At 51.3% G+C, this 26,384-nt stretch carries 30 protein-coding genes; 17 read left to right on the top strand and 13 right to left on the bottom strand.

Features of this window, described 5'->3' with window-relative positions:
* The first annotated feature begins 25 nt into the window (after positions 1 to 25).
* The 5 genes from U9S71_RS14790 (at position 26) to U9S71_RS14770 (ending at position 2,361) form a co-directional block, all read left to right on the top strand.
* A complete protein-coding gene (locus U9S71_RS14790; protein ID WP_326328314.1) occupies positions 26 to 418 on the top strand; it encodes a DUF1801 domain-containing protein in 393 nt (130 codons plus the stop codon).
* A gap of 110 nt (positions 419 to 528) precedes the next feature.
* The gene (locus tag U9S71_RS14785) at positions 529 to 996 is read left to right on the top strand and encodes a MarR family winged helix-turn-helix transcriptional regulator (protein WP_326328313.1); all 468 of its coding nucleotides are present in this window, start codon (positions 529 to 531) and stop codon (positions 994 to 996) included.
* Between the two features lie 12 nt (positions 997 to 1,008).
* Positions 1,009 to 1,515, top strand: coding sequence for a transposase (locus tag U9S71_RS14780; RefSeq protein WP_326328311.1), 507 nt, complete (start codon positions 1,009 to 1,011; stop codon positions 1,513 to 1,515).
* An 80-nt stretch (positions 1,516 to 1,595) separates the two neighbouring features.
* Positions 1,596 to 1,949, top strand: a complete 354-nt coding sequence (locus U9S71_RS14775; RefSeq protein ID WP_326328309.1) for a bleomycin resistance protein — start codon at positions 1,596 to 1,598, stop codon at positions 1,947 to 1,949.
* Position 1,950: 1 nt separating this feature from the next.
* The gene (locus U9S71_RS14770) at positions 1,951 to 2,361 is read left to right on the top strand and encodes a DUF6157 family protein (RefSeq protein WP_326328307.1); all 411 of its coding nucleotides are present in this window, start codon (positions 1,951 to 1,953) and stop codon (positions 2,359 to 2,361) included.
* Between the two features lies 1 nt (position 2,362).
* On the opposite strand, the gene U9S71_RS14765 is transcribed toward U9S71_RS14770, so the two are convergent.
* Both U9S71_RS14765 and U9S71_RS14760 read right to left on the bottom strand, forming a co-directional pair.
* Positions 2,363 to 3,391 (bottom strand): energy transducer TonB, encoded by a 1,029-nt coding sequence (locus U9S71_RS14765; protein WP_326328305.1) that lies wholly within the window; start codon positions 3,389 to 3,391, stop codon positions 2,363 to 2,365.
* Complete coding sequence (locus tag U9S71_RS14760) at positions 3,378 to 3,953, bottom strand: RNA polymerase sigma factor (RefSeq protein ID WP_326328304.1); 576 nt, start codon at positions 3,951 to 3,953, stop codon at positions 3,378 to 3,380. The genes U9S71_RS14765 and U9S71_RS14760 overlap by 14 nt, the downstream gene beginning before the upstream one ends.
* Before the next feature lie 74 nt (positions 3,954 to 4,027).
* On the opposite strand from U9S71_RS14760, the gene U9S71_RS14755 reads away from it, so the two are divergent.
* Positions 4,028 to 5,902, top strand: a complete 1,875-nt coding sequence (locus tag U9S71_RS14755) for a vWA domain-containing protein (protein WP_326328302.1) — start codon at positions 4,028 to 4,030, stop codon at positions 5,900 to 5,902.
* 12 nt (positions 5,903 to 5,914) lie between these two features.
* Here U9S71_RS14755 and U9S71_RS14750 read toward each other — a convergent pair whose 3' ends face one another.
* Together U9S71_RS14750 and U9S71_RS14745 are read right to left on the bottom strand one after the other, a co-directional pair.
* Positions 5,915 to 6,913: a sugar phosphate isomerase/epimerase family protein gene (locus tag U9S71_RS14750; protein WP_326328300.1), complete on the bottom strand. Its 999-nt coding sequence runs from the start codon at positions 6,911 to 6,913 to the stop codon at positions 5,915 to 5,917.
* Positions 6,832 to 8,721: a heavy metal translocating P-type ATPase gene (locus U9S71_RS14745; protein WP_326328299.1), complete on the bottom strand. Its 1,890-nt coding sequence runs from the start codon at positions 8,719 to 8,721 to the stop codon at positions 6,832 to 6,834. Before U9S71_RS14745 ends, U9S71_RS14750 begins: the two co-directional genes overlap by 82 nt.
* A gap of 101 nt (positions 8,722 to 8,822) precedes the next feature.
* Between U9S71_RS14745 and U9S71_RS14740 the strand changes: the two genes are divergently transcribed.
* The 8 genes from U9S71_RS14740 (at position 8,823) to trxB (ending at position 14,349) form a co-directional block, all read left to right on the top strand.
* Complete coding sequence (locus tag U9S71_RS14740; protein WP_326328297.1) at positions 8,823 to 9,368, top strand: RNA polymerase sigma factor; 546 nt, start codon at positions 8,823 to 8,825, stop codon at positions 9,366 to 9,368.
* 19 nt (positions 9,369 to 9,387) lie between these two features.
* Positions 9,388 to 9,762, top strand: coding sequence for a hypothetical protein (locus tag U9S71_RS14735; protein ID WP_326328295.1), 375 nt, complete (start codon positions 9,388 to 9,390; stop codon positions 9,760 to 9,762).
* 22 nt (positions 9,763 to 9,784) lie between these two features.
* Positions 9,785 to 10,015, top strand: coding sequence for a hypothetical protein (locus U9S71_RS14730; RefSeq protein ID WP_326328293.1), 231 nt, complete (start codon positions 9,785 to 9,787; stop codon positions 10,013 to 10,015).
* 160 nt (positions 10,016 to 10,175) lie between these two features.
* Positions 10,176 to 10,772: a 3-keto-disaccharide hydrolase gene (locus U9S71_RS14725; protein WP_326328291.1), complete on the top strand. Its 597-nt coding sequence runs from the start codon at positions 10,176 to 10,178 to the stop codon at positions 10,770 to 10,772.
* Positions 10,773 to 10,785: 13 nt separating this feature from the next.
* A complete protein-coding gene (locus U9S71_RS14720; protein ID WP_326328289.1) occupies positions 10,786 to 12,075 on the top strand; it encodes a serine hydrolase domain-containing protein in 1,290 nt (429 codons plus the stop codon).
* A gap of 52 nt (positions 12,076 to 12,127) precedes the next feature.
* A complete protein-coding gene (locus U9S71_RS14715; RefSeq protein WP_326328288.1) occupies positions 12,128 to 12,259 on the top strand; it encodes a hypothetical protein in 132 nt (43 codons plus the stop codon).
* Positions 12,260 to 12,311: 52 nt separating this feature from the next.
* Positions 12,312 to 13,304, top strand: coding sequence for an exonuclease domain-containing protein (locus U9S71_RS14710; protein WP_326328286.1), 993 nt, complete (start codon positions 12,312 to 12,314; stop codon positions 13,302 to 13,304).
* Between the two features lie 91 nt (positions 13,305 to 13,395).
* Positions 13,396 to 14,349 carry a thioredoxin-disulfide reductase gene (gene trxB, locus U9S71_RS14705; RefSeq protein WP_326328285.1) on the top strand — a complete coding sequence of 318 codons (954 nt, stop codon included), beginning with the start codon at positions 13,396 to 13,398 and terminating at the stop codon, positions 14,347 to 14,349.
* Between the two features lie 24 nt (positions 14,350 to 14,373).
* On the opposite strand, the gene U9S71_RS14700 is transcribed toward trxB, so the two are convergent.
* On the bottom strand, positions 14,374 to 14,877 hold the full coding sequence (locus tag U9S71_RS14700; protein ID WP_326328284.1) for a rhodanese-like domain-containing protein: 504 nt from the start codon (positions 14,875 to 14,877) through the stop codon (positions 14,374 to 14,376).
* Positions 14,877 to 16,217, bottom strand: a complete 1,341-nt coding sequence (locus U9S71_RS14695; RefSeq protein WP_326328283.1) for an MBL fold metallo-hydrolase — start codon at positions 16,215 to 16,217, stop codon at positions 14,877 to 14,879. The genes U9S71_RS14700 and U9S71_RS14695 overlap by 1 nt, the downstream gene beginning before the upstream one ends.
* A 115-nt stretch (positions 16,218 to 16,332) precedes the next feature.
* Here U9S71_RS14695 and U9S71_RS14690 point away from each other — a divergent pair, with 115 nt between their 5' ends.
* Entirely contained in the window at positions 16,333 to 17,172 is an 840-nt protein-coding gene (locus U9S71_RS14690; RefSeq protein ID WP_326328282.1) for a hypothetical protein, read from the top strand.
* A gap of 239 nt (positions 17,173 to 17,411) precedes the next feature.
* Here U9S71_RS14690 and U9S71_RS14685 read toward each other — a convergent pair whose 3' ends face one another.
* The gene (locus tag U9S71_RS14685; protein WP_326328280.1) at positions 17,412 to 17,708 is read right to left on the bottom strand and encodes a hypothetical protein; all 297 of its coding nucleotides are present in this window, start codon (positions 17,706 to 17,708) and stop codon (positions 17,412 to 17,414) included.
* A 143-nt stretch (positions 17,709 to 17,851) separates the two neighbouring features.
* On the opposite strand from U9S71_RS14685, the gene U9S71_RS14680 reads away from it, so the two are divergent.
* Entirely contained in the window at positions 17,852 to 18,433 is a 582-nt protein-coding gene (locus tag U9S71_RS14680) for a hypothetical protein (protein WP_326328278.1), read from the top strand.
* Here the strand turns inward: U9S71_RS14680 and U9S71_RS14675 are convergent.
* The 6 genes from U9S71_RS14675 to U9S71_RS14650 form a co-directional block, all read right to left on the bottom strand.
* Positions 18,430 to 20,133 (bottom strand): helix-hairpin-helix domain-containing protein, encoded by a 1,704-nt coding sequence (locus U9S71_RS14675; protein WP_326328277.1) that lies wholly within the window; start codon positions 20,131 to 20,133, stop codon positions 18,430 to 18,432. The genes U9S71_RS14680 and U9S71_RS14675 overlap by 4 nt on opposite strands.
* 30 nt (positions 20,134 to 20,163) lie before the next feature.
* Positions 20,164 to 21,471, bottom strand: coding sequence for an NAD(P)/FAD-dependent oxidoreductase (locus tag U9S71_RS14670; protein ID WP_326328275.1), 1,308 nt, complete (start codon positions 21,469 to 21,471; stop codon positions 20,164 to 20,166).
* A gap of 105 nt (positions 21,472 to 21,576) precedes the next feature.
* Complete coding sequence (locus tag U9S71_RS14665; protein WP_326328273.1) at positions 21,577 to 21,906, bottom strand: 2Fe-2S iron-sulfur cluster-binding protein; 330 nt, start codon at positions 21,904 to 21,906, stop codon at positions 21,577 to 21,579.
* Positions 21,907 to 21,917: 11 nt separating this feature from the next.
* The gene (locus tag U9S71_RS14660; RefSeq protein ID WP_326328272.1) at positions 21,918 to 22,922 is read right to left on the bottom strand and encodes an NAD(P)/FAD-dependent oxidoreductase; all 1,005 of its coding nucleotides are present in this window, start codon (positions 22,920 to 22,922) and stop codon (positions 21,918 to 21,920) included.
* 3 nt (positions 22,923 to 22,925) lie between these two features.
* Positions 22,926 to 23,360, bottom strand: a complete 435-nt coding sequence (locus U9S71_RS14655) for a MarR family winged helix-turn-helix transcriptional regulator (protein ID WP_326328270.1) — start codon at positions 23,358 to 23,360, stop codon at positions 22,926 to 22,928.
* A 70-nt stretch (positions 23,361 to 23,430) separates the two neighbouring features.
* On the bottom strand, positions 23,431 to 24,735 hold the full coding sequence (locus tag U9S71_RS14650) for a dicarboxylate/amino acid:cation symporter (RefSeq protein ID WP_326328269.1): 1,305 nt from the start codon (positions 24,733 to 24,735) through the stop codon (positions 23,431 to 23,433).
* A 184-nt stretch (positions 24,736 to 24,919) separates the two neighbouring features.
* On the opposite strand from U9S71_RS14650, the gene U9S71_RS14645 reads away from it, so the two are divergent.
* Complete coding sequence (locus U9S71_RS14645; RefSeq protein ID WP_326328268.1) at positions 24,920 to 25,918, top strand: helix-turn-helix transcriptional regulator; 999 nt, start codon at positions 24,920 to 24,922, stop codon at positions 25,916 to 25,918.
* The last annotated feature ends 466 nt before the right edge of the window (positions 25,919 to 26,384 follow it).

The raw sequence follows: 26,384 nt of genomic DNA, 5'->3' as shown, positions 1-26,384 counted from the left end.
TGCTCATAACTAATGACAAACTTAAATGAACAACGATATTCTGAAATATAATCAATCGCAAACAGCCGGAGACAACGACACCTGTAACACGTTGGCAGCGCTGATCGATGAAAACCTTGCCGGCGCGGAAAGCAAAGTCTGGCACGCACACCCTGTATGGTTTTTGGAAGGGAACCCCGTTGTCGGATATGTCAAACTGAAAGCCGGTATCCGCCTGATGTTTTGGAGCGGGATGGATTTTGATGAAGAAAAACTAAAGCCGGGCACCGGAAAATTCAAAGATGCCTCCCTGCTTTATGCTACAGTTGACGAAATCGATGCCGACGACGTCAAGCGCTGGCTCGACAAGGCGGCGGAAATCCAATGGGATTATAAGAACCTCGTGAAACGGAAAGGAAAATTGGAGCGGTTGAAGTAGAGAAGGCAGACGGATAGGTAGTCGCCAATTACAAATAAGCGAATTTCAGTATACGAAGTTTGGAGTTATTCATATATTTCATTTATCTTTGTTGCTAAGATAATCAGCGTATGAGTGAAATAGACAAGGATGATTTAGTGCACCAATTCCGGAGCGCAAGCCGGCAGTATTCAGATGCTTCTATTTTTATGCACGAAGCCATCGCTCGTAAAGCAGGGCTTTCGGGAGCCGACCACAAATATTTAGGCCTTATTTTACAACATGAACAATTGACGGCGGGCGACCTTTCGAAACTTACGGGACTAACCACCGGCGCTGTAACAGGCTTGATCGATCGCTTGGAGAAAAAGAAACTCCTCAAGCGTAAATTCACAAAAAACGACCGACGGAAAGTCATCATCGTTCCAAACGTAACGAACACGATGGAACTGCTGGAACCTCTTTTTGGAGGATTGCAAGAAAAAACAGCTGACTTGCTCAATGCTTTCTCAGTGGAGGAAATACAAACTATTGAACGCTATTTTATAGAAGCGACCGCCATTATGCGTGAAACGACCGAAACGTTGAATAACAACTAAATTATGGTAAGAATGGAACAATTAGCAACGGGTTACGTGGTAAGAGCTGAAATTTGGTTGGGCGTCACCACGCTCCTCTATTTTTTGATGAATGGGGCACAGGTTTTCGAAACCTTGGTTTTTGTTCCTAAATGGACGTTTTCGCCGCCAACTCATTTTAACCTTTTATTGGATGGGAGGGGCACAAGCCTGAAGCTCTTTTGGATGGTATTCCATTCGTTGCACGAGATCACGTTTATTTTAGCCATTATTTTCTGCTGGAAAATGCACGAGGTAAGGAATTGGCTGCTCATCTTGTTTGCTATTCATTTTGGGGTGAGGGTGTGGACAATCGCCTATTTCGCGCCGCAGATTATCGATTTCCAGAAAATAGCGGAAACGCCAACTTTAGCCACAAAGGGTCTGGTAAACAGGATGTCGCTTTGGCAAACACTCAATTATGTTAGGGTAGCCATTTTCATCGCGGTCTCCATTGGCCTTCTTCCATTGCTCGCTAAGGTAATCAACCTTAAACAATAATGTAAAGCGATTTACCGATGGGTGCTGTCGTGAATCTGGTAAGAATTATCAAAAAATAACTACCTTTATATAAAAAAGCTATGCTGACCGCTGTACATCCGAAATTACCGATGCGAGATAAAATCGCGACGAGGAGTTTTTATATCGATAAGTTGGGTTTTCAGGAGTTCGGAGGTGCTGATTTTGAAGGCTATCTCATGGTTGAAAAAGACGATATCGAGATTCACTTTTTTGAGTTTAAAGACCTCGATCCCAAGGAGAATTACGGTCAGGTGTATATCCGTACAGACGATATCAATAAGTTGTACAAATTATTTTCAGCTAGAGGTTTGATACATCCCAATGGTCCATTGGAAAAGAAGCCATGGGGGCTGTGGGAGTTTTCAATGCTCGACCCCGACCATAATCTGCTTACATTTGGACAACCGGTTTAACATGAAAACACATACTACGAACGCTTTCGATACGTTTATCGAGGTTGCAGAAGATACGAAAATGACAGCGGGAACCAAACCACTAAGTAAGGCCAAGAGAACGGTCGCCGAAATGCAATATGACCTCATTTCAAACCATCCTTACCAATACACTTCCGACGATGTGTTGTTTCAGGTGTATGCCGACCGAAACGGTCTGATTGAAGCGGAATACGAACAGGCGAGGGCACAGTTTTTTTCAAAAGGGCAAGCCTGCCTCCGGGCGTCGCCGCTCACCAAAACCTATGGGTTCGGCATCCACAGCGATGATCACGGAAAGGTGGCGCTGTACGGCATGGAAACCGATGCCTATCAAAAATTCTTGGCCGACTCCGAAATCAAAAATGTAAAGGCGATGCGGTCGAGCCGGTGAATCATTTAAAGGCTACCCGCAACGTTACCTTGCGCTCATCGTTTGCTCCGGGTAGCCACCGCGGTCCGTCACGAACGATCAGCGTTGCAAACTTGTTGAGCTCCACGTTGGACGTCTCGACAACCTTCACGTCCGTCGGACGCCCCGTATCGTCAACTGTAAACGTTAAGTCGACCGTGCCCCGTTTTCCCGGGGCGAGTTTCACCGCATTTTTCAAGTATTCCCGATAGGCAATCCAGCCATCCCTCGGGACAGGCTTTCCATTGTCTTCGGTGCGGGTACTGTCCGTAAGTAACGGTTCGCCGGTCTGCTGGGCGGCGCTGATACCGCGGATACGGATATGCTCGGTATGAGAAGCGCGAGCCTGCGCGCCCGCAACGACCGGGCTGTCCATTTCCGCTGCGGCTATGCGGGCCGCCGCCCCGACTATCTTTGCTTTTGGCTGTGTGCCAAATCCCACCACGACCACCGAATCTAGCAGGTCTGCATCGGTGTCGGCTTTCGGCGTCACCCTGGCCAACCGTACTTCTTTCTTTTCTTGTTTTTCCGCCAGGTCCGCTGTAGCCACATCTGTGGATGCGATACGGGCGGCCTGCGGTGCAGTATCAGGTTCCCGTTCGTTGGTAGGAGGTATCGGCTCTTGCGACGATTTCGCCTCAGCATCAGTAATTTCCTCCGGGACAGCAGCCACGGTGGCCTCACGCTGCTGTTCTAAGGTGTCTTCGCGGACAAACCACCATGCGCCTACCGTAAGCACGGCCAGCAGGGATGCCGCTATGGCCCAACGCTGGGCAGGTGCAAGGCTGCGCACGATAGTCCGCCGTCGTCCGATACGCTCGCCGATGCGCTTCCGGATATCGGCGAGGTTATCGTCGTGCTCGCCCAGCGCCTCCTGCTCCATGCCGAGGATAACATCCATCAGCATGGGGTCGGCCTGCGCCTGCCGCTCCAAGGTGTACATTTCGCGGGGGGTGAGTTCCCCGCGGATGTACCGCCTGATTAATTCCATATCCACTTTACCCTTTTCCATGGCTCGCCTCCATGCACAATTTTAAATTCCGTTTGCCATTCTGGATATAGCTTTTCACCTCTTTCAAACTATACCCGGTCGATTCGGCAATTTCTTTATAACACTTCTCATTGAGGAAAAACAAATCAACACTACGCTTTTGTTTTTCGGGCAGCCGCTCCATACATTGTTCGAGGGCCGTAAGCTGCCTTTCTTTTTCCTCCGCCTCGCCATCCGGATGCATGGTGAGGGGAAATTCCACAAATTCGTCGATCGAAACGTGATGCCGGTTTTTTTCTGCACGCAACTGCATAAGGCAATGGTTGCGGCTAAGCACGTACAGCCAGCTGCCAAAGCGCTGGATCTCCTGCTTATTCACCTTATGGATAAGTTCTTCGAAAATCTGCATCACGGCATCCTTGCTGCGCTCGTTATCCTTGAGGTAACGCAGGCACACATAGTACACCATCTCGGCATGCGCCTGATAGAGCTCACCAAGGACCGCCATATCGCCGGTATCGCGATAGCGCCGTAGGAGCGCATCGTCATCGATCTCTTTTTTTGGTGTGCCAAATCCACTCATGGGTGGGTGAAAGTAATTTTTTTTTCTCGTTTATGGAAATCCATGTGTACCCGCATCCTTCGGCAAAATTTGAGATGATGAAGTCAATATGTTTAGCAATGATCCTGTCGTTATCCCTAGGAGGGTACCGTTCAGAAAAGCCGTTCACCATTAGTGGAACTGTTTATGACCAGCAGACGAACACGACGTTAGCGGGGGCTGCGATAACGTTAGCGGGTACGCAAGTGGCTACCCGAACCGATGCCAACGGACATTACTCCATCCGGGCTGAAGAAGGGGAGTACCTGCTGTTTCAATACATTGGGTACGAAGACAAGCGAGTGAGGGTAGGAAGGGATAGCGTGATTGATGTGCACCTCATTCCCGTAACACCATCGCGCAACGAAGTGGTTGTTGTTGGATACGGTACGCAGCCGAGAGCGAAGGTGATTGGGCGTATCGTTGATAGGGGGGCACGCATGTCGTCGCGGGCTTATGCCCCTGGCTATATACGGCAGCCTAGCCAAACCGAATCGTACGCCGGATTTACGGAAAACAAGTTCCATAACCCATTGGACGAGGCACTTTCTACCTTCGCCATCGATGTAGACGTCGCATCGTACAGTAATTTCCGCCGTTTTATCAATATGGGGCAGCTTCCGCCCATCGATGCCGTGCGCATCGAGGAAATGATCAATTATTTCCAATACGACCTCAAAGGCCCGTCCACGGGTGAGCCGGTGGCTATCCATACCGAACTGGCAACGGCACCGTGGAACCCTAAACACCACTTGCTGCGCATCGGCCTTAAAGCGAAGTCGGTACCCACCGATAAACTACCGCCCTCCAACCTGGTGTTTTTGATCGACGTATCGGGGTCGATGATGGGAGCCAACCGACTGCCATTGGCCCAAGCGTCGATGAAGCTATTGGTAGACCAGCTGCGCGGCAACGACCGAGTGGCTATCGTTACCTATGCGGGTTCGGCCGGGGTGGCCCTGGAAAGTACGCCGGGCGACCAGAAAATCAAGATAAAGGATGCAATTGACGCGTTGAGCGCGGGCGGGTCGACGGCCGGTGGGGCCGGTCTGCAGCTGGCTTACCGCACGGCGCGCCAGCACTTCATCAAAGGCGGCAATAACCGCATCGTCTTGGCTTCGGATGGCGATTTCAACGTAGGCGCCTCCAGTGATGGCGATATGGAGCAGCTCATTGCCAAGGAACGGCAGAGCGGCGTGAGCTTGTCTGTTTTGGGATTCGGTATGGGTAACCTCAAAGATAGCAAGATGGAGCTGCTGGCGAATAAAGGGCATGGCAATTATGCCTACATCGACAACATCACCGAAGCCCGTAAGGCGATGGTCACCGAGTTTGGTGGCACATTGTTTACCGTGGCGAAAGACGTGAAAGTGCAGGTAGAGTTCAATCCAGCCAAGGTGCAAGCTTACCGGCTGTTGGGCTATGAGAACCGGCTGCTGGAGAAAGAAGATTTCAATAACGACGAAAAGCTGGGGGGCGACATGGGGGTGGGCCACACCGTAACAGCGCTGTATGAGATTGTGCCGGTAGGCGTGAAGGGTACCTATCCGGGGGATGTGGACCCGCTGAAATACCAGCCGGTGAAAGCGCGCCCCGTGGTGGGCAACAGCAAAGAGGTAGCTACCGTGAAATTCCGCTATAAAGAGCCAGATGGAGAAAAGAGCCGTTTGCAACAGGTAGCGGTGGTCGATCGGCCGCAGGAATTGGCAAAAGCATCTGCCGACTTCCGGTTTGCCAGTGCCGTGGCCGAACTGGGTATGCTGCTGCGTAACTCGGATTACAAGCAACAGGCGAGCTACGATGAACTGATTGCACGGGCCAAGGGCGCGAAGGGGATGGATGACGAAGGCTATCGGGCGGAGTTCATCCGGCTGGCGGCGAGCGTGGAATTGTTGGCTAAAAGCAATGGTTTCGCAGCGGGGGATGAATAATCCTCCCTACGTTTACACCACCATCCGGTCGAAAACAACGCGTTGCTCCCGCATAGACTGCACCTTGTCGGCCGGGTCGGTGTGACATTCCAGTAGTATCCAGCCGTCGTAGGCCATCTGGCCGAGATTCGCAAGCAGTGCCGGATAGGGATAATCCGTCCGGTCAAGTTCACGTACATGGATGGTGTCTCCAAAACGGTCTTTCACCAGGTCGAAATTGTACTGGAAACCCTGGCCGTCGAGATCCTGCTGGTTGCAGTTCCAACAGATGGTGGCGTTGGGGTGATCAGCATGGTCCATGATGGTCTTGATGTTCGGGAGGTTCTGGGTTTCGTGGCCATGCACTTCGAGGCGGAGTTGCTGCCCGAAATCGGCGGCATAAGCGGCAAGTTCGTTCAATGATGCGCCGATTTGGGCCATGGTTTTCTCGTGCGGCACACCTTCGTGGAAGGCGTTGGGCTTGACTTTTACGCCTGTGCCGCCGATATCGGCGCTCAGCTGGATGAATTCCTTGGTGCGCGCGATGGATTCCCGGAGGGCTTGTTGGTCCGGGAAATCGTACTGCTGGTTGGTGCCCATGCCCACACATTCTACAGCACTGCCTTTAAATTGGTCTCGAACTCGTCGGCGCTCGCGCTTGCTCATTTCGGGCGAAACACCGTGCGCGTGTTCCACACGGAGCTCGATACCTTCCAGGCCGGTGACGGTGCAGTTGGCGATGAGGGTCGGAACATCCCAGTCCTTGCCCCAAAGGTAGGTGACCAGCCCAAGCTTCATCTTGGTCGCCGGCTTGTTGCGGATAGCTGCCCATGTAGCCGCAGGGGCGAGGGCCGAACCGGCCAGTAGCGACAGGCCGTGGAGAAACTGTTTTCTGTTGATGGGGTGCTTCATAATCGTGTATTGGTAAATAGCAAATTTATAAAAATTAGCTAAAACTTCATCCGTTGGATACGGATGGCGTTGCCAATAGCTAACAGCGCAACGCCGACATCGGCGAAAACGGCTTCCCACATGTTGGCGAGTCCACCCGCACCGAGGGTAAGCACAATCGCTTTTACGGCGAAGGCCATGGTAATGTTCTGCCAGACGATGCGGCGCGTAGCGCGGCCGATGCGGATAGCCACCGGAATTTTACCTGGGCGGTCATCCTGGATCACCACATCGGCAGTCTCGATCGCAGCATCGCTGCCCAGTCCGCCCATAGCCATCCCCACATCGCTCAACGCGATAACGGGCGCATCGTTGACCCCATCGCCCACGAACGCAACGCGTTGGCCCGTTCCTTCTATTTCCGTTAGCTTGGCGGCCTTATCGGCCGGAAGCAGATCGCCATAGGCGTGGTCAATTCCCAGTTTGCCAGCTACGGCCTGCACCACAGCTGTGCGGTCGCCACTCAGCATGGTAGGGGTAATACCCAACGCTTTCAGCTGATGAATCGCATCAGCAGCATCCGTCTTGATTTCGTCGGCAATGATCAGGTACCCGGCGAACCGATCGTCGTAACTGATGGCAACGACGGTGTCGGCTATTACCGAAGTATCTACGCGGTGGGCGATCCCGAAGCGGTCGAGCAGCTTGAAATTGCCCACAAGCAGCTGCTTGCCGTTGGCCAGGGCCCGCAAACCATGGCCTGCGATTTCTTCAATTTGGTCCAATTGCAGGGACTCATCTATTGGTCCGATATACGCGTGGATAGCCGTGGCCACGGGGTGGGTGCTGTGGCTTTCCAATGCGTTAGCCCATTGCAGCACCGTGGCACGGTCAACCCCTTCGGAAATAACGACCTCTTGTACCCCGAATACGCCTTCGGTGAGCGTGCCGGTCTTGTCCATTACCACGTGCCGGATATTCGCTAGTGTATCGAGGAAGTTGCTGCCTTTAAATAAGATGCCGTGCCGGCTGGCGGCACCAATGCCTCCAAAATAACCAAGCGGGATGGAAATGACCAACGCACAGGGACAGGAAATGACCAGAAACACCAATGCCCGGTACAACCAATCATTAAACACATAATCGGTCACCAACAACGCGGGCAGCAGCGTGATGAGTACGGCAAGCAGCACGACGATGGGGGTATAGACCTTGGCAAATTTGCGGATGAACAGCTCGGTGGGTGCTTTTTGTGCCGTGGCATCCTGCACCAGTGCAATGATCTTGCTTAGCTTGCTGTCCGTGTAGGCTGCGGTGATACGTACCTGCGCTACCGTATTCAGGTTGATCATGCCGGCCCATACTGCTTCGCCCTTCACCTTGGTGTCGGGTTTGCTCTCGCCGGTCAGGGCGGCGGTATTGAACGACGCTCGGTCTGAAATCAATTCGCCATCCAGGGCCAGCTTTTCACCGGGCTTGAGTTGCACCGTTTGCCCGATGGTGGCCCGTTCGGCCCGGATGGTGCGGAGGCCATCCGTATCGTGGATGGTGACGGCATCGGGCCGCTGATCCAGCAGCGCTTTGATGTTCCCCTTTGCCCGGCGTACCGCCAGTCCCTGCAGATTTTCACCAACCGAATAGAAAAGCATCACGGCAACGCCTTCGGGATACTCGCCGATAAAAAACGCACCGAGCGTGGCGATGGTCATCAGGGTGAACTCCGAGAAAACGTCGCGTTTGGCAAACGCTCGAAACATCTGCAGGATAACCGGGCCACCCACGGGAAGGTAGGCCAGTACATACCACGCCACACGCACCCAACCGGCAAAGAATGCCGGGCGCTGGAGCCAACCTTGGTCAAAGGCGAGCCCCAGGAGCAACAAAAGGAAGCTGATAATAGCGGGCAGGAAGAGCCTGAAGGTAGGATACATCGTTATACGGACAACCATATCCAAAGGTACATAACAAAATGATTTTTTTTTGAAATGTTTCGGGGGCTCGTTCGTCTATATGATTAGTTGGCAGGCGAAATGATTAATTGCATGGAAAGATGACCGATGAAAAGCAACGCAGCGTTACGGCTGCCATAGCGGCCTACGGCAAAGGGTTGCTGGGATTTATCCGGAAGCGGGTAAAGAACGACGCTGATGCCGAAGATATTCTGCAAGATGTTTGGTATCGGTTGAGTGCGGTCATCAATTCCCATCCGGTAGAGCAGGTCGGAGGGTGGCTTTACCGGGTGGCGATAAACCGAATCGTCGATAAGCGACGGAAAAAAAGCGAGTCGCTCTGGGAAAGCGGCACGCCCGAAGGGGCGGAGCAAACCATGCCTACGGCCATGCCAGCGGCGGTCGATGGTGATCCAGAAGCCAAGTACCAAGAACGCGCGGTCTGGGAACGGTTGTACGCGGCATTGGAAGAATTGCCGGCGGCACAGCGCGACGTGTTTGTGTGGCATGAGTTGGAACAAATTCCCTTTGCAGAGATTGCCGCGCTTACCGGCGAACCGGTGGGCAAGCTGGTCTCGCGCAAACATTACGCGGTTTTGCACCTAAGGAAGCGACTGAAGGTATTTTACGATGAATTAACAGATTAATAATTTAACAGAAATAAGTATGAAAACGTTGTTTAGAAGCAGAATGCGCTTCGTTTTAATCCCCATTCTCGCAGTGGCTTTCGTTTTTTTGGTGGGTTTCCTGGTGATGCAGCTGTGGAATCATACCCTACCGAGTTTGTTTGGTACCAGCGCCATTACCCTTTGGCAGGCTATCATGTTGTTCTTTTTATGCAAACTTCTGTTCGGTTTCGGTGGCGGTGGACCGGGAAAGGGCGGCCCACCATGGCGCAAAAAAGCGATGGCACGGAAATTCGATCAGATGGGTGAGGAAGACAGAGCACGGGTACGCGCCTACATGCGATCGAAATCTAACTGCTGGGGGGATGTTGCCGATAGGCCTGAAGAAAAGACCGAGGGTGGTGAAACGCAATAAAACGCAATAAAAGGAATGACGAATGGGTGCTGAAATATTCATATTTAAAACCAGCGTACATACGGCAGCGGATGTACAGCTAGTGGCTATGCTATTCGGGTCGGTTGAGGCGATAAAGCAATGGAGTTTCGATCTGGAAGATTGCGATAAGATTCTGCGGATAGTTGCACTGGGTATCAGGCCCGGAGCGGTTGAACAGTTGTTGCTAAAGGCGGGGTTTGCCTGTGAACATATGGCGTACGAGTTACAATAATAATAAGTAGCTCATCTCGTTGCCCGATGGCAGTAAAAAAAATATAAATCCGAATGCGATGAATTGCAGAATGCTGATTATCTTTAGCGCAGATTGCGGGCTGTCGTCAGCAACATTGTTATAAATTTAGGAGTAGATAAACCCTTAATAATTTATTGTCATGTATAGAAAATACCACTTAGCCGTATTACTGATGCTTTTCGCTACGGCATCATTTGCCCAATTCAAACCTTTATTCAATGGGAAAGACCTATCCGGATGGACCATTCATGGCACCGAGAAATGGTATGTGGAAAATGGGGAGTTGGTCTGCGAAAGCGGTCCTGATAAGCAATACGGCTATTTATCGACGGATAAATCCTATAAAGATTTTGAATTACGGGTAACCTTTAAGTTGGAAGCCAATGGTAATAGCGGGGTGTTTATCCGCTCAGATATTGATGGTGTTAAAATTGAGGGTTGGCAGGTGGAGGTGGCTCCGCCGGGCAATTCCACCGCCGGGATTTATGAATCGTACGGTCGGGGTTGGCTGATAAAGCCCGACCCTGAAAAGGAAAAGATCTTGAAAGCGGATGAGTGGAATACCATGAAGATACGTGCAGTGGGCGACAAAATTACCACTTGGCTGAACGGGAAAAAAATGGTGTACCTCTCGGATGAGAAGATAGGCGCGGCAGAGGGATTCATTGCCCTTCAAATACACGATGGTGGCGGTATAAAGGTGCGGTGGAAAGACTTGAAAATCAAAGAACTCTAAAAGCGAGAGCGAAATGAAAGCCCTGTCCACGTTGTTGTGTGCCGCAGTAGCGCTGTCACTCCATGCCCAAACCCCCTCGGCCAAGAAAACACCGCCGCTTACGGCGTCCGCGCCTAGTACCGTGGGCGTATCTGCAGACCGGTTGGCACGGATCGACGCCATGCTCCAGCAATCGGTCACTGACGGGCAGATTCCAGGGCTAGTGGCATTGGTGGTGCGCAACGGCAAGATCGTGTACCACAAGGCGTTCGGAACTGCCGATGCTGAAACCGGCCGTAAGCAGAAACCGGATGATATTTTCCGCATTGCTTCGCAAACGAAGGCCATCACCGCCACGGCGGTGATGATGCTGTGGGAAGAGGGGAAGTTCCAATTGGACGACCCCATTTCCAAGTATATCCCCGAGTTTAAGAACCCACAGGTGCTACAGTCGTTCCGATATGGTGATACCAGCTACACCACGCGACCGGCCAATAGGGAAATCACCATCCGCCACCTGCTTACCCACACCTCGGGCTTGGGCTACAGCATGATTGATGGCGACGAGCGGATGAAAATGATTTACCAGAAAGCCGACGCTACGGAATTGTTCGTTACGGATGAAGTGTACATCGGAGACTTCGTCAAGAAGCTGGCCAAGTTGCCACTACACCACGATCCGGGCGAGCGATATACGTATAGCTTAGGGCTGGATGTATTGGGCTACCTCATCGAAGTCGTGTCGGGTATGCCGTTCGATCGTTTCCTGCGCGAACGGCTCTTCGACCCGTTGGGGATGGACGATACCTGGTTTTACCTGCCAGCCGATAAGGCCGATCGGTTAGTCGATGTACAGCATAAAGTGGATGGCCAATGGCAGGCGTTTCCGTATACGTTTTATGACCCCGATTATCCCATCAAGGGAGCTCGTACCTTTTTTGCGGGTGGGGCAGGGCTAAGCAGTACAGCGAAGGACTATGCCACCTTTTTGCAAATGTACCTCAACGGTGGGGAGCTCAATGGCGTTCGTATTTTGAGCCGGACGACCATCGCGACCATCATGAAAAACCAAACAGGCGACCTGTTTGGCGGTGAGGCAGAAGATTATGGTTTGGCGTTCGGGATGTTGACAGACCGCGGCGTGGCCAAAGGGGGGCTAGGCGGTGCGGGAACTTTCGTGTGGGGCGGTTACTTCAATACGCAGTATTTTGCCGACCCCAGTGAAGGCGTAATTGGTATCCTGATGAAACAGACGCAGGGGCTTACCAACGACCAAACAAGTTGGAAATTCAGGCAGATGGTAGGCGCATCGATAGATGATTGAAGGGTAAAGATAACCCAGTGGATGAAAAAAATATCGTTACCTTTGCCGCGCAATGGAAGTTAAACAGCCGGAAAAGGAAGATTATAGCTTTTGGACGAAGTATAAACGCTTTGCCGGAAATGAGCTGCTGCTTTACATCATTATGGTGGTAGGTATTCTGTTGGGAATTATTGTTTTCAGTTAATGGTCGAATACGCATTGTGACCCTCAAACATCCTGCTATAAATTAGTTCCGAATGAACCTTAAATTAAAACGGCCGTTGGCTTTTTTTGACTTAGAGACCACTGGCCTAAACATATCGGCCGATCGCATCGTGGAGATTTCCATCCTGAAAGCATCACCTGATGGCAGCGAAGCGGTGAAAACACTCAAGATCAATCCCGAAATACCCATATCCCTCGAGTCGTCCCTGATCCACGGAATATACGACGAAGACGTTGCCGGGGCGCCTGTATTCAAAGATGTAGCCGCTGAAGTAGCCGAATTTATCGGCGATGCGGATCTGGCCGGCTACAATTCGAACAAGTTCGATATCCCGATGCTGATGGAGGAATTTCTCCGCGCAGAGGCCGACTTTTCACTCAGCGGCCGTTTTTTTGTGGATGTGCAAAACATCTTTCACCAGATGGAGCAACGCACGCTGAAAGCGGCATATCGTTTTTATTGCGACCGGAGCCTCGATAATGCACACAGCGCTGAAGCAGACGTGCGGGCAACTTACGAGGTGCTGCAATCGCAACTGGACCGGTACCAAGATACGGAGTGGGAAGACAAAGCAGGTAATAAATCAGTTCCTGTGGTGAACGACGTGGAAGCGCTCCATCGCTTTACCAACCTGAGTAGGCCGGTCGATTTCGCAGGTCGCATGGTATTCAATGAACAGGGCGAAGAATTATTCAACTTCGGGAAACATAAAGGGCGCCCCGTTGAAGCAGTTTTCGCGATGGAGCCTAGCTATTATTCGTGGATGATGCAAGGGGATTTTCCATTGTATACCAAACAATGCCTAGAAAAGGTGTGGCAGCGCTTCCGCGCGAAGCAGAAGGAGCAACGGGCACAGTCGCCCGAAAAGCCGCAGGTGCCGACGAAGGCAACGCGTGAGGCCGGCCAGCCTCGACAGGAAAACCGCAACGTGGGCAAACCACAGCAAGCAGCACGTCCGAAACGGAAGTCGGGGCCCATTACGGACGATATGCTGAAGAACCTGCAGCAAAAGTTCGGCAAATAACGCGGTCGCTTTCCTTACGCATGCTTGACAAACGGCCATTGATTAATGGGGGTAAACCCGTATTTTTGCATATTCAATTTTACGTATCACGATGTCACAAGAAACTGAACATATAAAATGCCTGATCATCGGTTCCGGTCCGGCTGGATATACCGCAGCTATCTACGCTGCCCGTGCTGATTTGAAACCGGTGATATATACCGGCATTGTGCCCGGTGGTCAGCTCACGCAGACTACTGATGTAGAAAATTTTCCCGGGTATACCGACGGGGTGCTTGGCCCCCAAATGATGGAGGACTTCCGTAAGCAGGCCGAACGGTTCGGTACGGACGTGCGCTTCGGCTACGTCACCGAAGTGGATTTCTCGGGCGATGTGCATAAGGTCGTGGTGGATGGCGAAAAGACCATCACCGCCGAGACGGTCATCATCGCCACAGGGGCAACAGCGAAATGGCTCGGTCTTGAAAGCGAACAGAAATACAACGGGTTTGGCGTATCGGCCTGCGCGGTGTGCGATGGTTTCTTCTTCAAGGGGCAGGATGTGGCCATCGTGGGAGCAGGGGATACCGCTGCTGAGGAAGCAACATACTTGGCGAAACTGGCCAGCAAAGTACATATGCTGGTACGCAGGGATGAATTCCGCGCGTCGAAAGCGATGCAGCATCGGGTGTTGAATACACCGAATATCGAAATACACTACCATTCGGAAGCCAAGGAAATTTTAGGCGATGGGCAGAATGTAACGGGTATACAGGTCGTTAACAACCAGACACTGGAAGAGAAAGCCATCCCCGTGACGGGCTTTTTCGTAGCCATTGGCCATAAACCGAATACCGAATTGTTTCAAGGGAAATTGGACATGGACACGAACGGCTACCTGATTACCCAGCCTGACAGCACACGCACGAATATTGAAGGTGTTTTTGCTTGTGGCGATGTGCAGGATCACGTATACCGCCAAGCGGTTACGGCTGCTGGAACAGGTTGCATGGCTGCCCTCGAGGCTGAACGATACTTGGCCGCCAAGGAGTTTTCGGTAGCCTAAGCACATTAAACACGTATGGGGTCGTTAATTATACACGCGTGTGCCACGGATAAGCCACTGTGACCAGTTTTTGTCATACACATGCACTTCGGTGGTCTGTACATCGTCTGCATTGTATACCGGATTACGGTGGTTTACCCACTCATAAATGCCACCATAGAGATTGAATACATGGAGATAGCCTGCTTTCTGTAGCTTTTCGCCAATGCGCTCACTACGGTTGCCGATAGCGCAGTAGACCACTATAGTGTCGGTTTTCGGGATGTCATAAACCTCACGCATATCAAACCAAATGTACCCCACGTGCCTTGCGTGCCGGATATGGCTCGTGTTAAACTCATCCTGCTCGCGGGTATCGAGCACCACAGCGCCCTGTTTCATCATCGGCTTCAGTTCATCTACGGAGATGGTTTTCACACTGTGCCGATAGATGCTGTTCAGCCGCGCACTAAACTCGGGATTCGTGGTGGAGTCTTGCAGGGAACCACCGCCGCAAGTGAGGCACAAAACGGTTAAAGCCGACCACATTAACCTACCGGATTAAATTCGTGGATGCGTACTCCCATGTCAATTACGATGGCATCGGGTAATGCCGCCGCTACGATACTTGCGCCAATGGCCGAGCGGTATCCCCCTGCGCAATGTACCACAAGGGGTTTATCGGTGGGGAGTTGTGCAGCCTGTGCCCGTAGTTCGGGGAGCGGTATGGAGATGGAATTGTCAAAAACAGGGTTGGATGCTACTTCCTCACGGTTGCGGATATCGACAATGGTATATGCACTTTGGTTCTTTGCGAAGTGCGCTGCGTCGAATGGTGCTGCTTTCACATTGCCATCTGTTACGATGGCCGTAGCGGCTACCAGCTGTTCATAACCTATCTTCGCTGCTTTCTCCACGAGCCCTTGTAGCTGGTGGTCGTCTCCGGCCACGAGATAAAATGCTTCATCCGGCTGTACAATACTACCCAACCAGGTTTCGAACCGCAGTCCGTCGGGAATATTGAAAGCACCGGGTAAGTGTCCGGATTGGAAGCTCATTTGCGGGCGCCCGTCAACGACCAGTACGCCGGTATCGAGTGCAGATAAGGAAGTGAGGGTAGGAATCGCCTCGATACTGGTTCGGAATGCAGGCGCACCTTTTTTATTAAGCATCACGTCGTATTCGAAATAGCTGGGTATAAAGGGCTGCTGTTCCCCAATCAGCGCCACAAAGGCGTCTTCGTCCATGGGTTGCAACGCATAATTGGTGCTGATTTCGTCTCCGATGGTGCTGTGCCGGGCGTCACCCATGTTCTTTCCACATAATGAACCCGGGCCATGGGCGGGGTAGACCACCACATCGGCCGGAAGCCGCATTAATTTCTCGCGCGTGGAGCGATATAACTGCCTGGCGAGCTCCGCAGCTTTTTCGGTAACATTGCCCACCCGCTCCCGCAAATCCGGCCGACCCACGTCGCCAACGAAAAGTGTGTCGCCCGTGAATACCGCATGGGGTTTGTTTTGGGAATCCAAAAGTAAGATGCAGATGCCGTCGGGCGAATGTCCCGGGGTGTTGATGGCTTCCAGCCATGCATCGCCCAATGCCACGCGGTCTCCGTCGTCAAAGGGTTGATGTGGGTATTCCGCATCGACCAACGCACTGGTATATATGGTGGCCCCGGTCATCTGGCGCAACTCCAGATGCGAGCTTACAAAGTCGGCGTGGGGATGCGTTTCAATCACAGTCGTAATCTTGGCGCCATGATGTTTGGCAAACTCGAGGTATTCCTGGGGGTTCCGCCCGGGGTCGATCAACGCGATTTGTCCGTTATTTCGTATCGCATACGATGCGTGAGCTAACCCCTCATCATAAAACTGGTGTACATCCATTTGGGTGATTATTGTGTGTGCAAAGATAGGGAAAATGTTTTTGCGTAGAATTAATTTGTATTTTGGAGCCGTGTTGTTAAGCAAATGGATAACGGTATGGATAGGTTGTTTCTTAATGGCTGGATGCGTATTCGGCCAAGAAACTGGCAGCGTATTCGGTCAGCCGCAAGCCCAAGATAATATCGACAATCCCGAGATCAACGAGGCATCGGGTCTGGTAGCATCGGTAGCGCATAAGGGGTGTTTCTGGACCCATAACGACAGTGGCGACGGAGCGCGGATTTTCCTGATCGATGATTCGGCACGGCATAACGCCACTTATTACCTGCAAGGGGTCTCGGCGCGCGATTGGGAGGATATTGCGATGATGGAACGGGGCGGCCAGCACTATTTGCTCATTGGCGATATCGGCGATAACCACGGTAAGCACCCGTATGTGCACCTACACGTACTCAAAGAACCCGCAATCCCGATCAGCAGGCCCACAGTAGATACGCTGCCGAAGGAACAAATCCGTTCGTTCGTGATGCGTTATGAAGATGGACCCCGAGACGCGGAATCGCTATTCTTCGATCCACTTGACAAACGGTTGTGCGTGGTAAGTAAACGGGAACTGGAAGTGGGGATATATACCGCCGCGCTGCCCGAATCCGTTACGGATACGCTGATCCTGCAAAAGGTCGGCGTATTGCCCCACGTTTTTATCACGTCGGCAACCATCAGTTCCGATGGTACGGAAGTGCTCCTTAAGAGTTTGTTGCAGGTGTTTTACTGGAAACGAAAACCCGGCGAGTCCATTGCCGAAATGTTCAGTCGCCCGGCAATCCAGCAACCCTATCAGCCCGAACCGCAGGGTGAGGCGATTGCTTTTGCACCTGATGGCAGGGGGTATTATACGTTGGGGGAGGCCGTACTCGGTATGCAATCTGTTTTATACTTCTACGAGCGTTTTTGACTCCGACCGATCTACTCGACAAGCCACAATGCTGTTACATTGCAGGAAAGATAAGCATGAGGGGCACCTTTTATGATGTTTGATTAACAGGAGGTTAGGGTTATCTATGAAAATAATCTGACATTTTAGGGTGAATTATTTGACGATGTCAACTTAATTTCCATATTTTTATTGCACAAAACCAACTAATTATAAACTTAAAAAAAAGTCCCGATTCTTGGTCAATCGGGACTTTTTATTTACGAATTATTTTGATTCAGGTCTTGTTGCTGGCGGAGTGCGTCAACGTTGTTTTTATCAGCGTAAGCATCCGTCTTACCCGAAAAGCCTTCCAGTAGTTCCGTGATGGCATCCATGTTTTCCGCCGTACGCTGGTAGATATCAGGAAGGATTTTTTCGAGGCGGCCGTCGCCCAACTCTATATTGTCAACTTCCACCTTGCCGATTTTTTCCAATACAGCTTGCTGGCTCCGTTTCAGGTCGTCCAATTCGCGGACGATCTTCTCCATCAATTCAAATTTCTTTAATTTATCCATAACATCAGCTTTTACTAGTTGAGAACAAGGAAAAACAAAAAAGGTTTGATAAGAAAAGCGCGGGTGGGGCCCTTCCCGCGGATTTACATTGCAAATACGGGGGATATTCGCGAAGTTTGCTGTTCAGTCCAAGTGCGCTTGCAATGAAGAAAATTTTATTTTGGCTCGTCCCCATTGCCCTGTTTTCATGTGAAAAGACGGTATATTCTCCCGATCCGGTAGATGATAACTATTCCCTACAAGCGATAACGTACGAGGTGGGGGATAAGGGTAAAATGGAGACATTTGTGCGCCCGTTGCATTCATTCACGTATTTTAACAATACGAGCGTGGTGCAGCAGGTAAGCGTAGATCCCTTGGCGGATGTGAAGGAATCTTCCCTTTTTATGAGCGATGATGAAAGAGCGTTTACACAGCTTGATGGCCCGGTGCCTAATGTGGCCGTGCCGCTAACGTTAGACGATGGCGTCGTCACCTTGGGGGAGACCAAGTGGCCGTATCGCAGCGAGGTTGTCGAGATAGCCCCATCGCTTAATTTCCGCGATACGATCGAAGTGCCACCCGAAACCCGCCTTACCCTGACGATGAATGTCTATTTCAATAAGCTCGACCTCGCTTACACCGCTACGTTTAAAGGCGAGCCTACGGGAACCGTCATTGACGTGAAAGGTCAATGGAAAGGTGTAACTGTTGCAAAAGTCGAGAAGCAGATCGAATTTCATTAGGGAGCTGCCATTGCCGCGATACGCTGCTTCCGTCCGGTAAAATATTCAGTTATTTCGTCGACAGAAAAGGTGTTTAGGCAGTGTTGCGGTGCTACACCTCCTTTTCGGGCCACGTGCACGCCGTATTGCATGTCGTGGAAGCCGCTGTTGCGGTGAGCATCGGGGTTGATGGACAACAAAACACCTTTTTCGATGGCATAACGGTGCCAGCGCCAATCGAGGTCCAACCGGAGCGGATTGGCATTGATTTCGATGACTACCCCGTGAGCGGCACAGGCATCAATAATCCGTTCGTAATCTAGCGGGTATCCCGACCGGCTCAGCAACAAACGCCCCGTTGGGTGGCCCAGCATCGTTGTGTACGGATTTTCAATAGCTCTGATTAAACGGTCCGTCGCCCGTTCCTGGTCCATTTTTAAGTTGGAGTGCACGGAGGCGACAACGAAGTCGAACCCCGCGAGGATTTCATCGGGGTAATCCAACGATCCATCGCCCAAGATATCTGACTCGATGCCTTTGAAGATGCGAAACGGGGCCAGGTTGGTGTTCAAGATGTCTATTTCGGCCCATTGCGTCTGAACCCGTTGGATGTCCAGCCCCTTGGCATACACGGCTGCTCTGGAGTGGTCGCATATGCCCAGGTACTCGAGGCGTAGTTCGTCGCGGCAATACCGGGCCATCTCTTCGAGGGTGTTTACGCCGTCGCTGTACGTGCTGTGGTTATGTAGCGTGCCGCGCAGGTCGGCGTAGCTGACCAAGGTAGGTAATGCGCCGCTCTTTGCCAAAGTTACCTCGTTGTTGCCTTCACGCAGTTCCGGTGGGATATACGAAAGCCCTAGGGTGGCGTAGATTGCTTCTTCCGAATCTAAATCTGGCAATTGCGGTTTGGGCAGTAACGCTTCCAATTCTCGCAAATGTTCATTAGAACCGGTAGTGGTTAAAAGCTGGTGGTAAAAAGATTGGGGTGTGGTTAGAAAAAAGCGGAAAATAAGGCCAGTCTCGTTTTTGGCTGATAGGAGGGAAGGAGTACGCTCGGTTTCGATCAGGGGCGTATCGATTTTTCCGATAGCCATCACGAGGTCGTCAACCGAAGCCTCCGTTACGAAATCTACCGACTGCAATACCTCACATTTCCTTCGGAATTCACCCGTAAAAGCGATTTTACAGCTGGTCGGAAGCAATTCCCGCAATGACACTATTGTCGATTCGGCCGTTTTTTCCGCGTTAGCATATAAAAACCAACCTTTATTGGCGATGGAAAATTCGATCGCTTGCTTAATTTCAAGCTGTGTTTTCAATCCGAAACCCTTGGCTTCGATCAAGCGATTTTCGTTGCACGCGTAATAGAGCTCACCGATCGACTCGATACCTAAAGTAGACCAGATGATTTTTACTTTTTTTGGACCCAGGCCTTTGATGGTGAGCATCTCCAAGATGCCCTCGGGTGTAGCGGCCAGAAGCGCATCCAATTCGGGGAATGAGCCCGTCGCCAACAAGGCGTCTATCTTTTCGGCGGTACGTTGGCCAATGCCGGGTACTTCGCTCAGTTCACTGATCGTTTGGGCGGTAATGGCGAATGGCAGCTTGTCCAATTTGAAAGCTGCAGCTGCCATGGCTTTGGTACGGAATGGGTTGTCGCCATGCAGTTCCATCAACTGGGCGTATTGCCTGAAGGTTTTTGCGATTTTCTTGTTATCCATTGCCGAAAAATACGGATTTTCCGGCAGGTGTCAAAGCGAATCCTGTACCTCTTCCACGCGCTTCGGTCGCCGGTAGCGGTGGATGATGAGTCGTATCCCCGCGTTAAACGTCAGGTAGCTGATTGTCCAGTTAATGAAGGTAACCACGCGGTTCCGGAAGCCGACCAACGACATCAGGTGTACAAACATCCATACCCACCATGCGAAAAAGCCTTGGAACCGGATTTTACCGATGTCGACCACGGCTTTATTCCGCCCGACGGTGGCCATCGATCCCTTGTCGAAATAAGCGAAGCGCTCGGTCGGTTGGTTGTTTATCATTCGGATGAGGTTTTTTGCCAGTAGCCGACCCTGTTGCTGGGCAACGGGGGCCACACCGGGATGGCCGCGGGGCAATTCATCGGTAATCATGGCGGCCACGTCGCCAATAGCGAAGATATCGTTGGTGCCAACGACCTGGCATTGCTCATCGATGCGTATCCGGTTTCCACGTACGATCGTTTCTTTGTCGATCCCCTCTGGGAATTGGCCCGCCACACCGGCCGACCACAATACCGTTTTAGTTTGGATGCGGTTACCGTCGGCAAAGGTGATCTCATTCCCGTCGTATCCGGTCACTTGGGTGCCAAGCAGAATTTTTACGCCCAACTCTTGCAAGTACAGCTCCGCTTTTTCCGAAGCCTGCGGCGATAGGTTAGCCAATATTTTCGGTAGGCCTTCCACCAAATAGACGTTCATATCCTCTTTCCTGAGCTCGGGATAGTCTTTTGCAAGGATGTGATTGCGGATTTCAGCAATTGACCCCGAGAGCTCTACCCCCGTAGGTCCGCCACCCACCACGACGAAATTGAGGTACGGTGCGCAATCTTGGGGTGTGCTGCCCTGTAGTGACGCTTCGATGTTTTGCAGGATGAAACTGCGGATGCTCACCGCTTCTTTAACGTTTTTCATCGGCATGGCATAGTACTCAATGTCCTTGTTGCCAAAGAAGTTGGTCGTTGCTCCGGTAGCGATGACGAGATAATCGTATGCTATCGGACCGATGTCGGTGTCGAGCTGCTTGTTATCGGCATCGATGCGGTGCACCTCGGCCATGCGAAAGGTCAGGTTGTCTTGTTTACGAAACATCTTCCGGAGCGGAAAGGCGATAGAAGGTGCGTCGAGTGTGCCGGTTGCCACCTGGTACAGGAGGGGCTGGAAGGTATGGTGGTTGTTGCGGTCGAGCAACATCACTTCCACTTCCTTATTTTTTAATCCTTTGGCCACCTCTATTCCTCCAAATCCACCACCGATTATCACTACCCTTGGAAACTTACGGCCGCTGTGTTGTGTAGTCATCTTATTGCTGTTTCACTTGTGTCGCCCATACGTCGTTGAACGAATGACGGCGTCAATTGTTTTCATCTATTTGTTTTTCAATTGCTGATGAGAGCTCGATGTAATTTACATCTCGGTTGCAAAAATACGTATTTTCAGTCCATCTAACGCAGGGTTTAACCGGATTTGGCAAGCGAGCCTACTTTGGTCATCGGCATCGGGAAGGGTGTCGAGCATATCCAGCTCGGCGTCGGAGCGTGGGTCGAGCGCATCCATGCCTTCCACCACCTGGATGTGGCAGGTCGCACAGAGTGCCATGCCGCCGCAAGTGGCCAGAATGTCGTAATCGGATGCTTTCAGTACCTCCATCAAGCTCAAGTTGATGCCGTCTGGAATTTCCAACTCCCGGGCTTCGCCCAGTTGGTTTTCTATGGTGATATGGATGTTGTCTGCCATGGTAACGTCTATTAAAATGCGTTCACACCGTTAACAGTGGTATATTTAAAACTGAGTTTTTCTTCGGGATACACATGCCGGAATGCACTCTGCGCCATCAATGCAGCCTCATGGAAGCCGCAGAGGATGAGTTTCAGTTTTCCGGGGTACGTGTTGATGTCGCCGATGGCATAGATACGTTCTACACCGGTGGAATAATCCGAGGTATCCACGGCAATGGCCGATTTGTCGATGGTTAGGCCCCAATCGGCTATCGGTCCTAGTTTGGGACTCAACCCAAACAACGGGATGAGTGCATCTGCTTCCAGCAACGTTTCTGTTTTGTCTTTGCTGCGGATGCCTACGTGGCTCAGCGTACCGTTTCCTCGGACGCCGCTGAGGTTGCTCTGCAACAAGAGATTAATTTTCCCACGTTCAGCTAGCGAAAACACCTTTTCGGCCGAATCGGGTGCTCCTCGGAAGCTTTCGCTGCGGTGCACCAATGTAACCGCCGAAGCCACATCGCTGAGGAAAATGGTCCAGTCCAATGCCGAATCACCGCCTCCAGCCACCACCACCCGCTTGTCGCGGTATGTTTCCGGATTCTTTACCATATACGATACCCCCCGGCCTTCGAAATCGGCGAGTCCGGGTATTTCGGGCTTGCGGGGCTCGAACGAACCGAGTCCGCCCGCGATGACCACCACCTGAGCATGGATCACCGTTCCTTCATTGCTGATGATATGGTACGAGCCGTCGTCCTGCTTGGCCAGTGTCTCCACCCGCTCGCCTAGTGTGAATGTGGGGTTGAACGGGTTGATCTGCGCCATGAGATTGTCCACCAGTTCCTGCGCGTTGATGGCCGGAAATCCGGGAATGTCGTAAATGGGCTTGTGCGGATAGATCTCAGAAAGCTGGCCGCCTACCTGTGGAAGGGCATCGATGAGGTGGCAGCGCATTTTGAGCAAGCCGGCTTCGAATACAGCAAACAAGCCCACTGGCCCCGCCCCGATGATGCAAATATCTGTTGTTATCATGTCTCAAACCTCCAAATTATCGTAAATCATATTCAATATCCGCTTCAAGTGCTCGAAATCGGTGTCGTCGAGATTCTTCCAAGCCTGCATCCGTATTTCACCGACATGGTTGGCAAGCGTGTTGATCTTTTGCTCCCCTGCGGGCGTAAGGTGCACCACGAAACTCCGCCTATCCGATGGGTTCGCCCTACGCTCCACCAAGTTTTTCTGAACCAGTAAATCGACGATACGGGTCAGCGTGGGTTGGTCCTTTCCACAGTACTCGGCCAACTCCTTCTGTGATAAATCGGCATGCTGATTCAAGTTCTTTAATATCGACCACTGGTCTACCGTAATGCCAAACTCGCGGCAGTTGAACTGGTATTGTGCGTATTGTTTGACCCGGCGCGCGGTGCGTTCCAACAGGAATGAATAGGCGTTGTAGTGTTCTGTTTGCATAACAATAATTAGTATGACAAATATATGGGTAATCGCTGAGATTTACAAGTAGCGATTATTCAAAAAGCCGTTATTCTTCCGAAAGACGCCCCGCTTTTTCCTCTGTATACTGGATATAGGCAGCTGCGGTGATATCGCCATTCACGTTGAGTGTGGTACGCGACATATCCAAGATGCGGTCAACGCCGTAGATAAGCGCTATGGCCTCACCGGGTACACCGATGGAGATGAGGATGGTGACGATAACGGGCAGCGAACCACCCGGCACACCCGCCGTACCTACGCCGGCCAGGATACATAGCAGCACCACGGTAATCTGCGATCCGATACTCAGGTCTACGTTGAACACCTGGGCAAGGAACAATACGGTGATGCCCTCAAAGAGGGCCGTACCGTTCTGGTTGCCCGTACTGCCGATGGTCAGTACAAAATGGGCGATGGGTTTTGGGATTTTCAATTTTTCGATACTCACGCGTATAGCAGTGGGTAGGGTGGCGTTGCTGGAGCTCGTTGAAAAGGCGGTGAGCGTTACCTCGCCCATGTCTTTCATGAACTGTACCGGATTGCGTTTGGCAAAGTATTTCAGGATGATCGAATACACCACAAACTGGTGTATCGCCAGTGCGCCGAGCACCACGAGTACATACCATAATAAGGCGATCAGGAAATCGGCACCGACATTCAACACCATATTAAATAGCAATGCAGCCACGCCATACGGCGCTAACGCCATGGCGTAGCCAATTACTTTGATAACGACCTCGTAGAGACCCTCCAGAAAGCTCTTCAGTGTAGCCGTTTTCTCCGGGCCCACCGATGCCATGGCCACGCCGAAAATCAATGCAAAGAACATGACGGAAAGCAGGCCTCCGCCGGTATGACTTGAGTTGAATGCATTTGCCATTTCTTCAAATGGATTGCGCGGGATGATCTGTGCGATCACATCACCGGCCGTACGTTCGTCGGCTTTATTCGCTGCGGCCTGGGCATTTGCCTTTGCCGCTTCGGCGCCGAACTCACTGACGAGGTACTCCCGGGTTTCGGGAGCGATGGATTCTCCGGGTTTGAATACATTCACCATGGTAATACCGATCAATACGGCGATAAAGCTCACGATGATGGTGTATATAAAGAGTTTGCCACCCATGCGGCCGAGTTTTTTCACGTCGCCAATTTCGGCGATACCCAGAATCAATGCCGACAAGATCAACGGGATAACCATCATGAAAATGAGATTCATGAAAATCTTTCCCACGGGCGCTACCCATTTTACAATGGTGTCGAGCGTTTCTTGCGGTAATCCGAGGTTTTTGATGATCAATCCGGCTACGATGCCGAATACCATGCCAATGAAAATCTTCGTGTGTAGCTTCATACTGGTTAAAATATCGATTTTAGGTAAAAAATCATCGATTCATGTTTGTAAACAGTGCGGCAAAGTTAGAATTATAATCGGGAAAGGCCTTTTTTTTGAAAAAAATTATTGAAATGGCCGGTATGTTGGCTGATGTTTCGTATGTTTAAAAAATCGTACCTTTTTATTAAGAACCAACTGAATAATGTCTTCTTCAGATTTTGTTCATTTCGTAAATCCGGGGGAAGGCCTCCGTACCCATAGGTTTGATGGGTATCTGTCGTTTCTGACGGACCCGCAATACCATGCCCGGGATGCGGCCATCACCCACCGGTATTTTGCGCATGATAGCGGCTACATATTCGAATGGAAAGACGAAATACAACGAGAAACATCCCGTATCGAACTGAAACCGGACGCGCCCTGCCTCTGGGTGGTCATTGCGCTGATTGGCGATTGCACGGTGCATGTAGACGGGGTGTCTACGGTAGCATCGGGGAATAGCACTTGTTTTGTAAGTACCGGCCGGGAGCTGACCTTATCATTGAGTCCGGGTAAGAACTGGCTGTTCGTAATAGGGTTTCCGCAGCCGTGTTTTGATGCGTTGGGGGCGGAGTTTCCATCTTTGGGATGGCTTAAACCATGGCTAGAAGGCGATACTCAGCATGGGATAGGAGAGGAGCGCCCTATTTCGAGCCGGCTCCGGAGCATATTGGAGTCGTTGCGGCGATTGGTTTTCCGCCCCTATAGTACCCCGATCCAGCTGGCGGGCTGGAGCCTGCGGCTGCTGAGCTACTTTTTTGGCGACGCCCCGGGCAACCATACGGATACCGTTGAGAAAGACGATATCAGCCATTACCATCAGGCAACGAAGTTTATTCGGGAACACTACCTGGACGATATCAGTCTGGATAAAGTAGCGGAAGCGTTGCATATCAGTGTACGTAACCTGACGCGCAGTTTCGAAAACCGGGCGTATACCGTTAACGGGTATATTTTGCATCTGCGACTAACCAAAGCCCGGGAGGTACTGGCTTTTTCGGAAAGGCCCATCCGGGATATTGCCTATACGCTCCGCTTCTCATGCCCGAAGCATTTCAGTAAAATGTTCAAGCAAAAATTCAGGAAGCCACCAATGGCCTACCGGAACGAAATGAAAAAGGAAAAATTGGGCTTGGGTAATGTTGCGTTTCGGAACAGATGAGTTCCTTCTGATCACCGATCTGCTTTGCCTCAACGTGGAGAAGTCCTACGTGCCAACCGACAGGCTTAGCGTCGAAATGTCTAAAGTTTAGCGAAAAGCGGATCGATTTCGGTTTGGAGCAGGTGGGTTTCGGCTTACAGCCAAGGTACGTCGCGCAAGAACAGATCGGCCCCGTCACAAAGCAGGTAAGTTCCCGTCCGCAACCGATGTGCAATGCCTTAAAGCCCCTACATTTTGGTCGGCAATAGCTTGCTTACTATTCAAAGCAGATACGTTACGGCATGAAGCAGCTAAGCTTTACCCCAAAATAGATGTGTTTTGCTCCAAAACATATATGTTTTTGTAAAAAAGGCCTTAAAAACGTTGTTTTGAATATCCTTAAGCCGTTTTTTGTTTTTTGACTTCACCTAAAGGTGTCAAATCTGGCCATGAAAAAGTAGGGTCGTGTTTGGCATGTTGGCCAGAT

Origin of the sequence: Parapedobacter flavus (assembly GCF_035818675.1) — a bacterium.
Taxonomy (GTDB): Bacteria; Bacteroidota; Bacteroidia; order Sphingobacteriales; family Sphingobacteriaceae; genus Parapedobacter; species Parapedobacter flavus.
The sequence above is the reverse complement of the archived record's forward strand: the minus strand, read 5'-3'. Positions and strand labels throughout refer to the sequence as shown.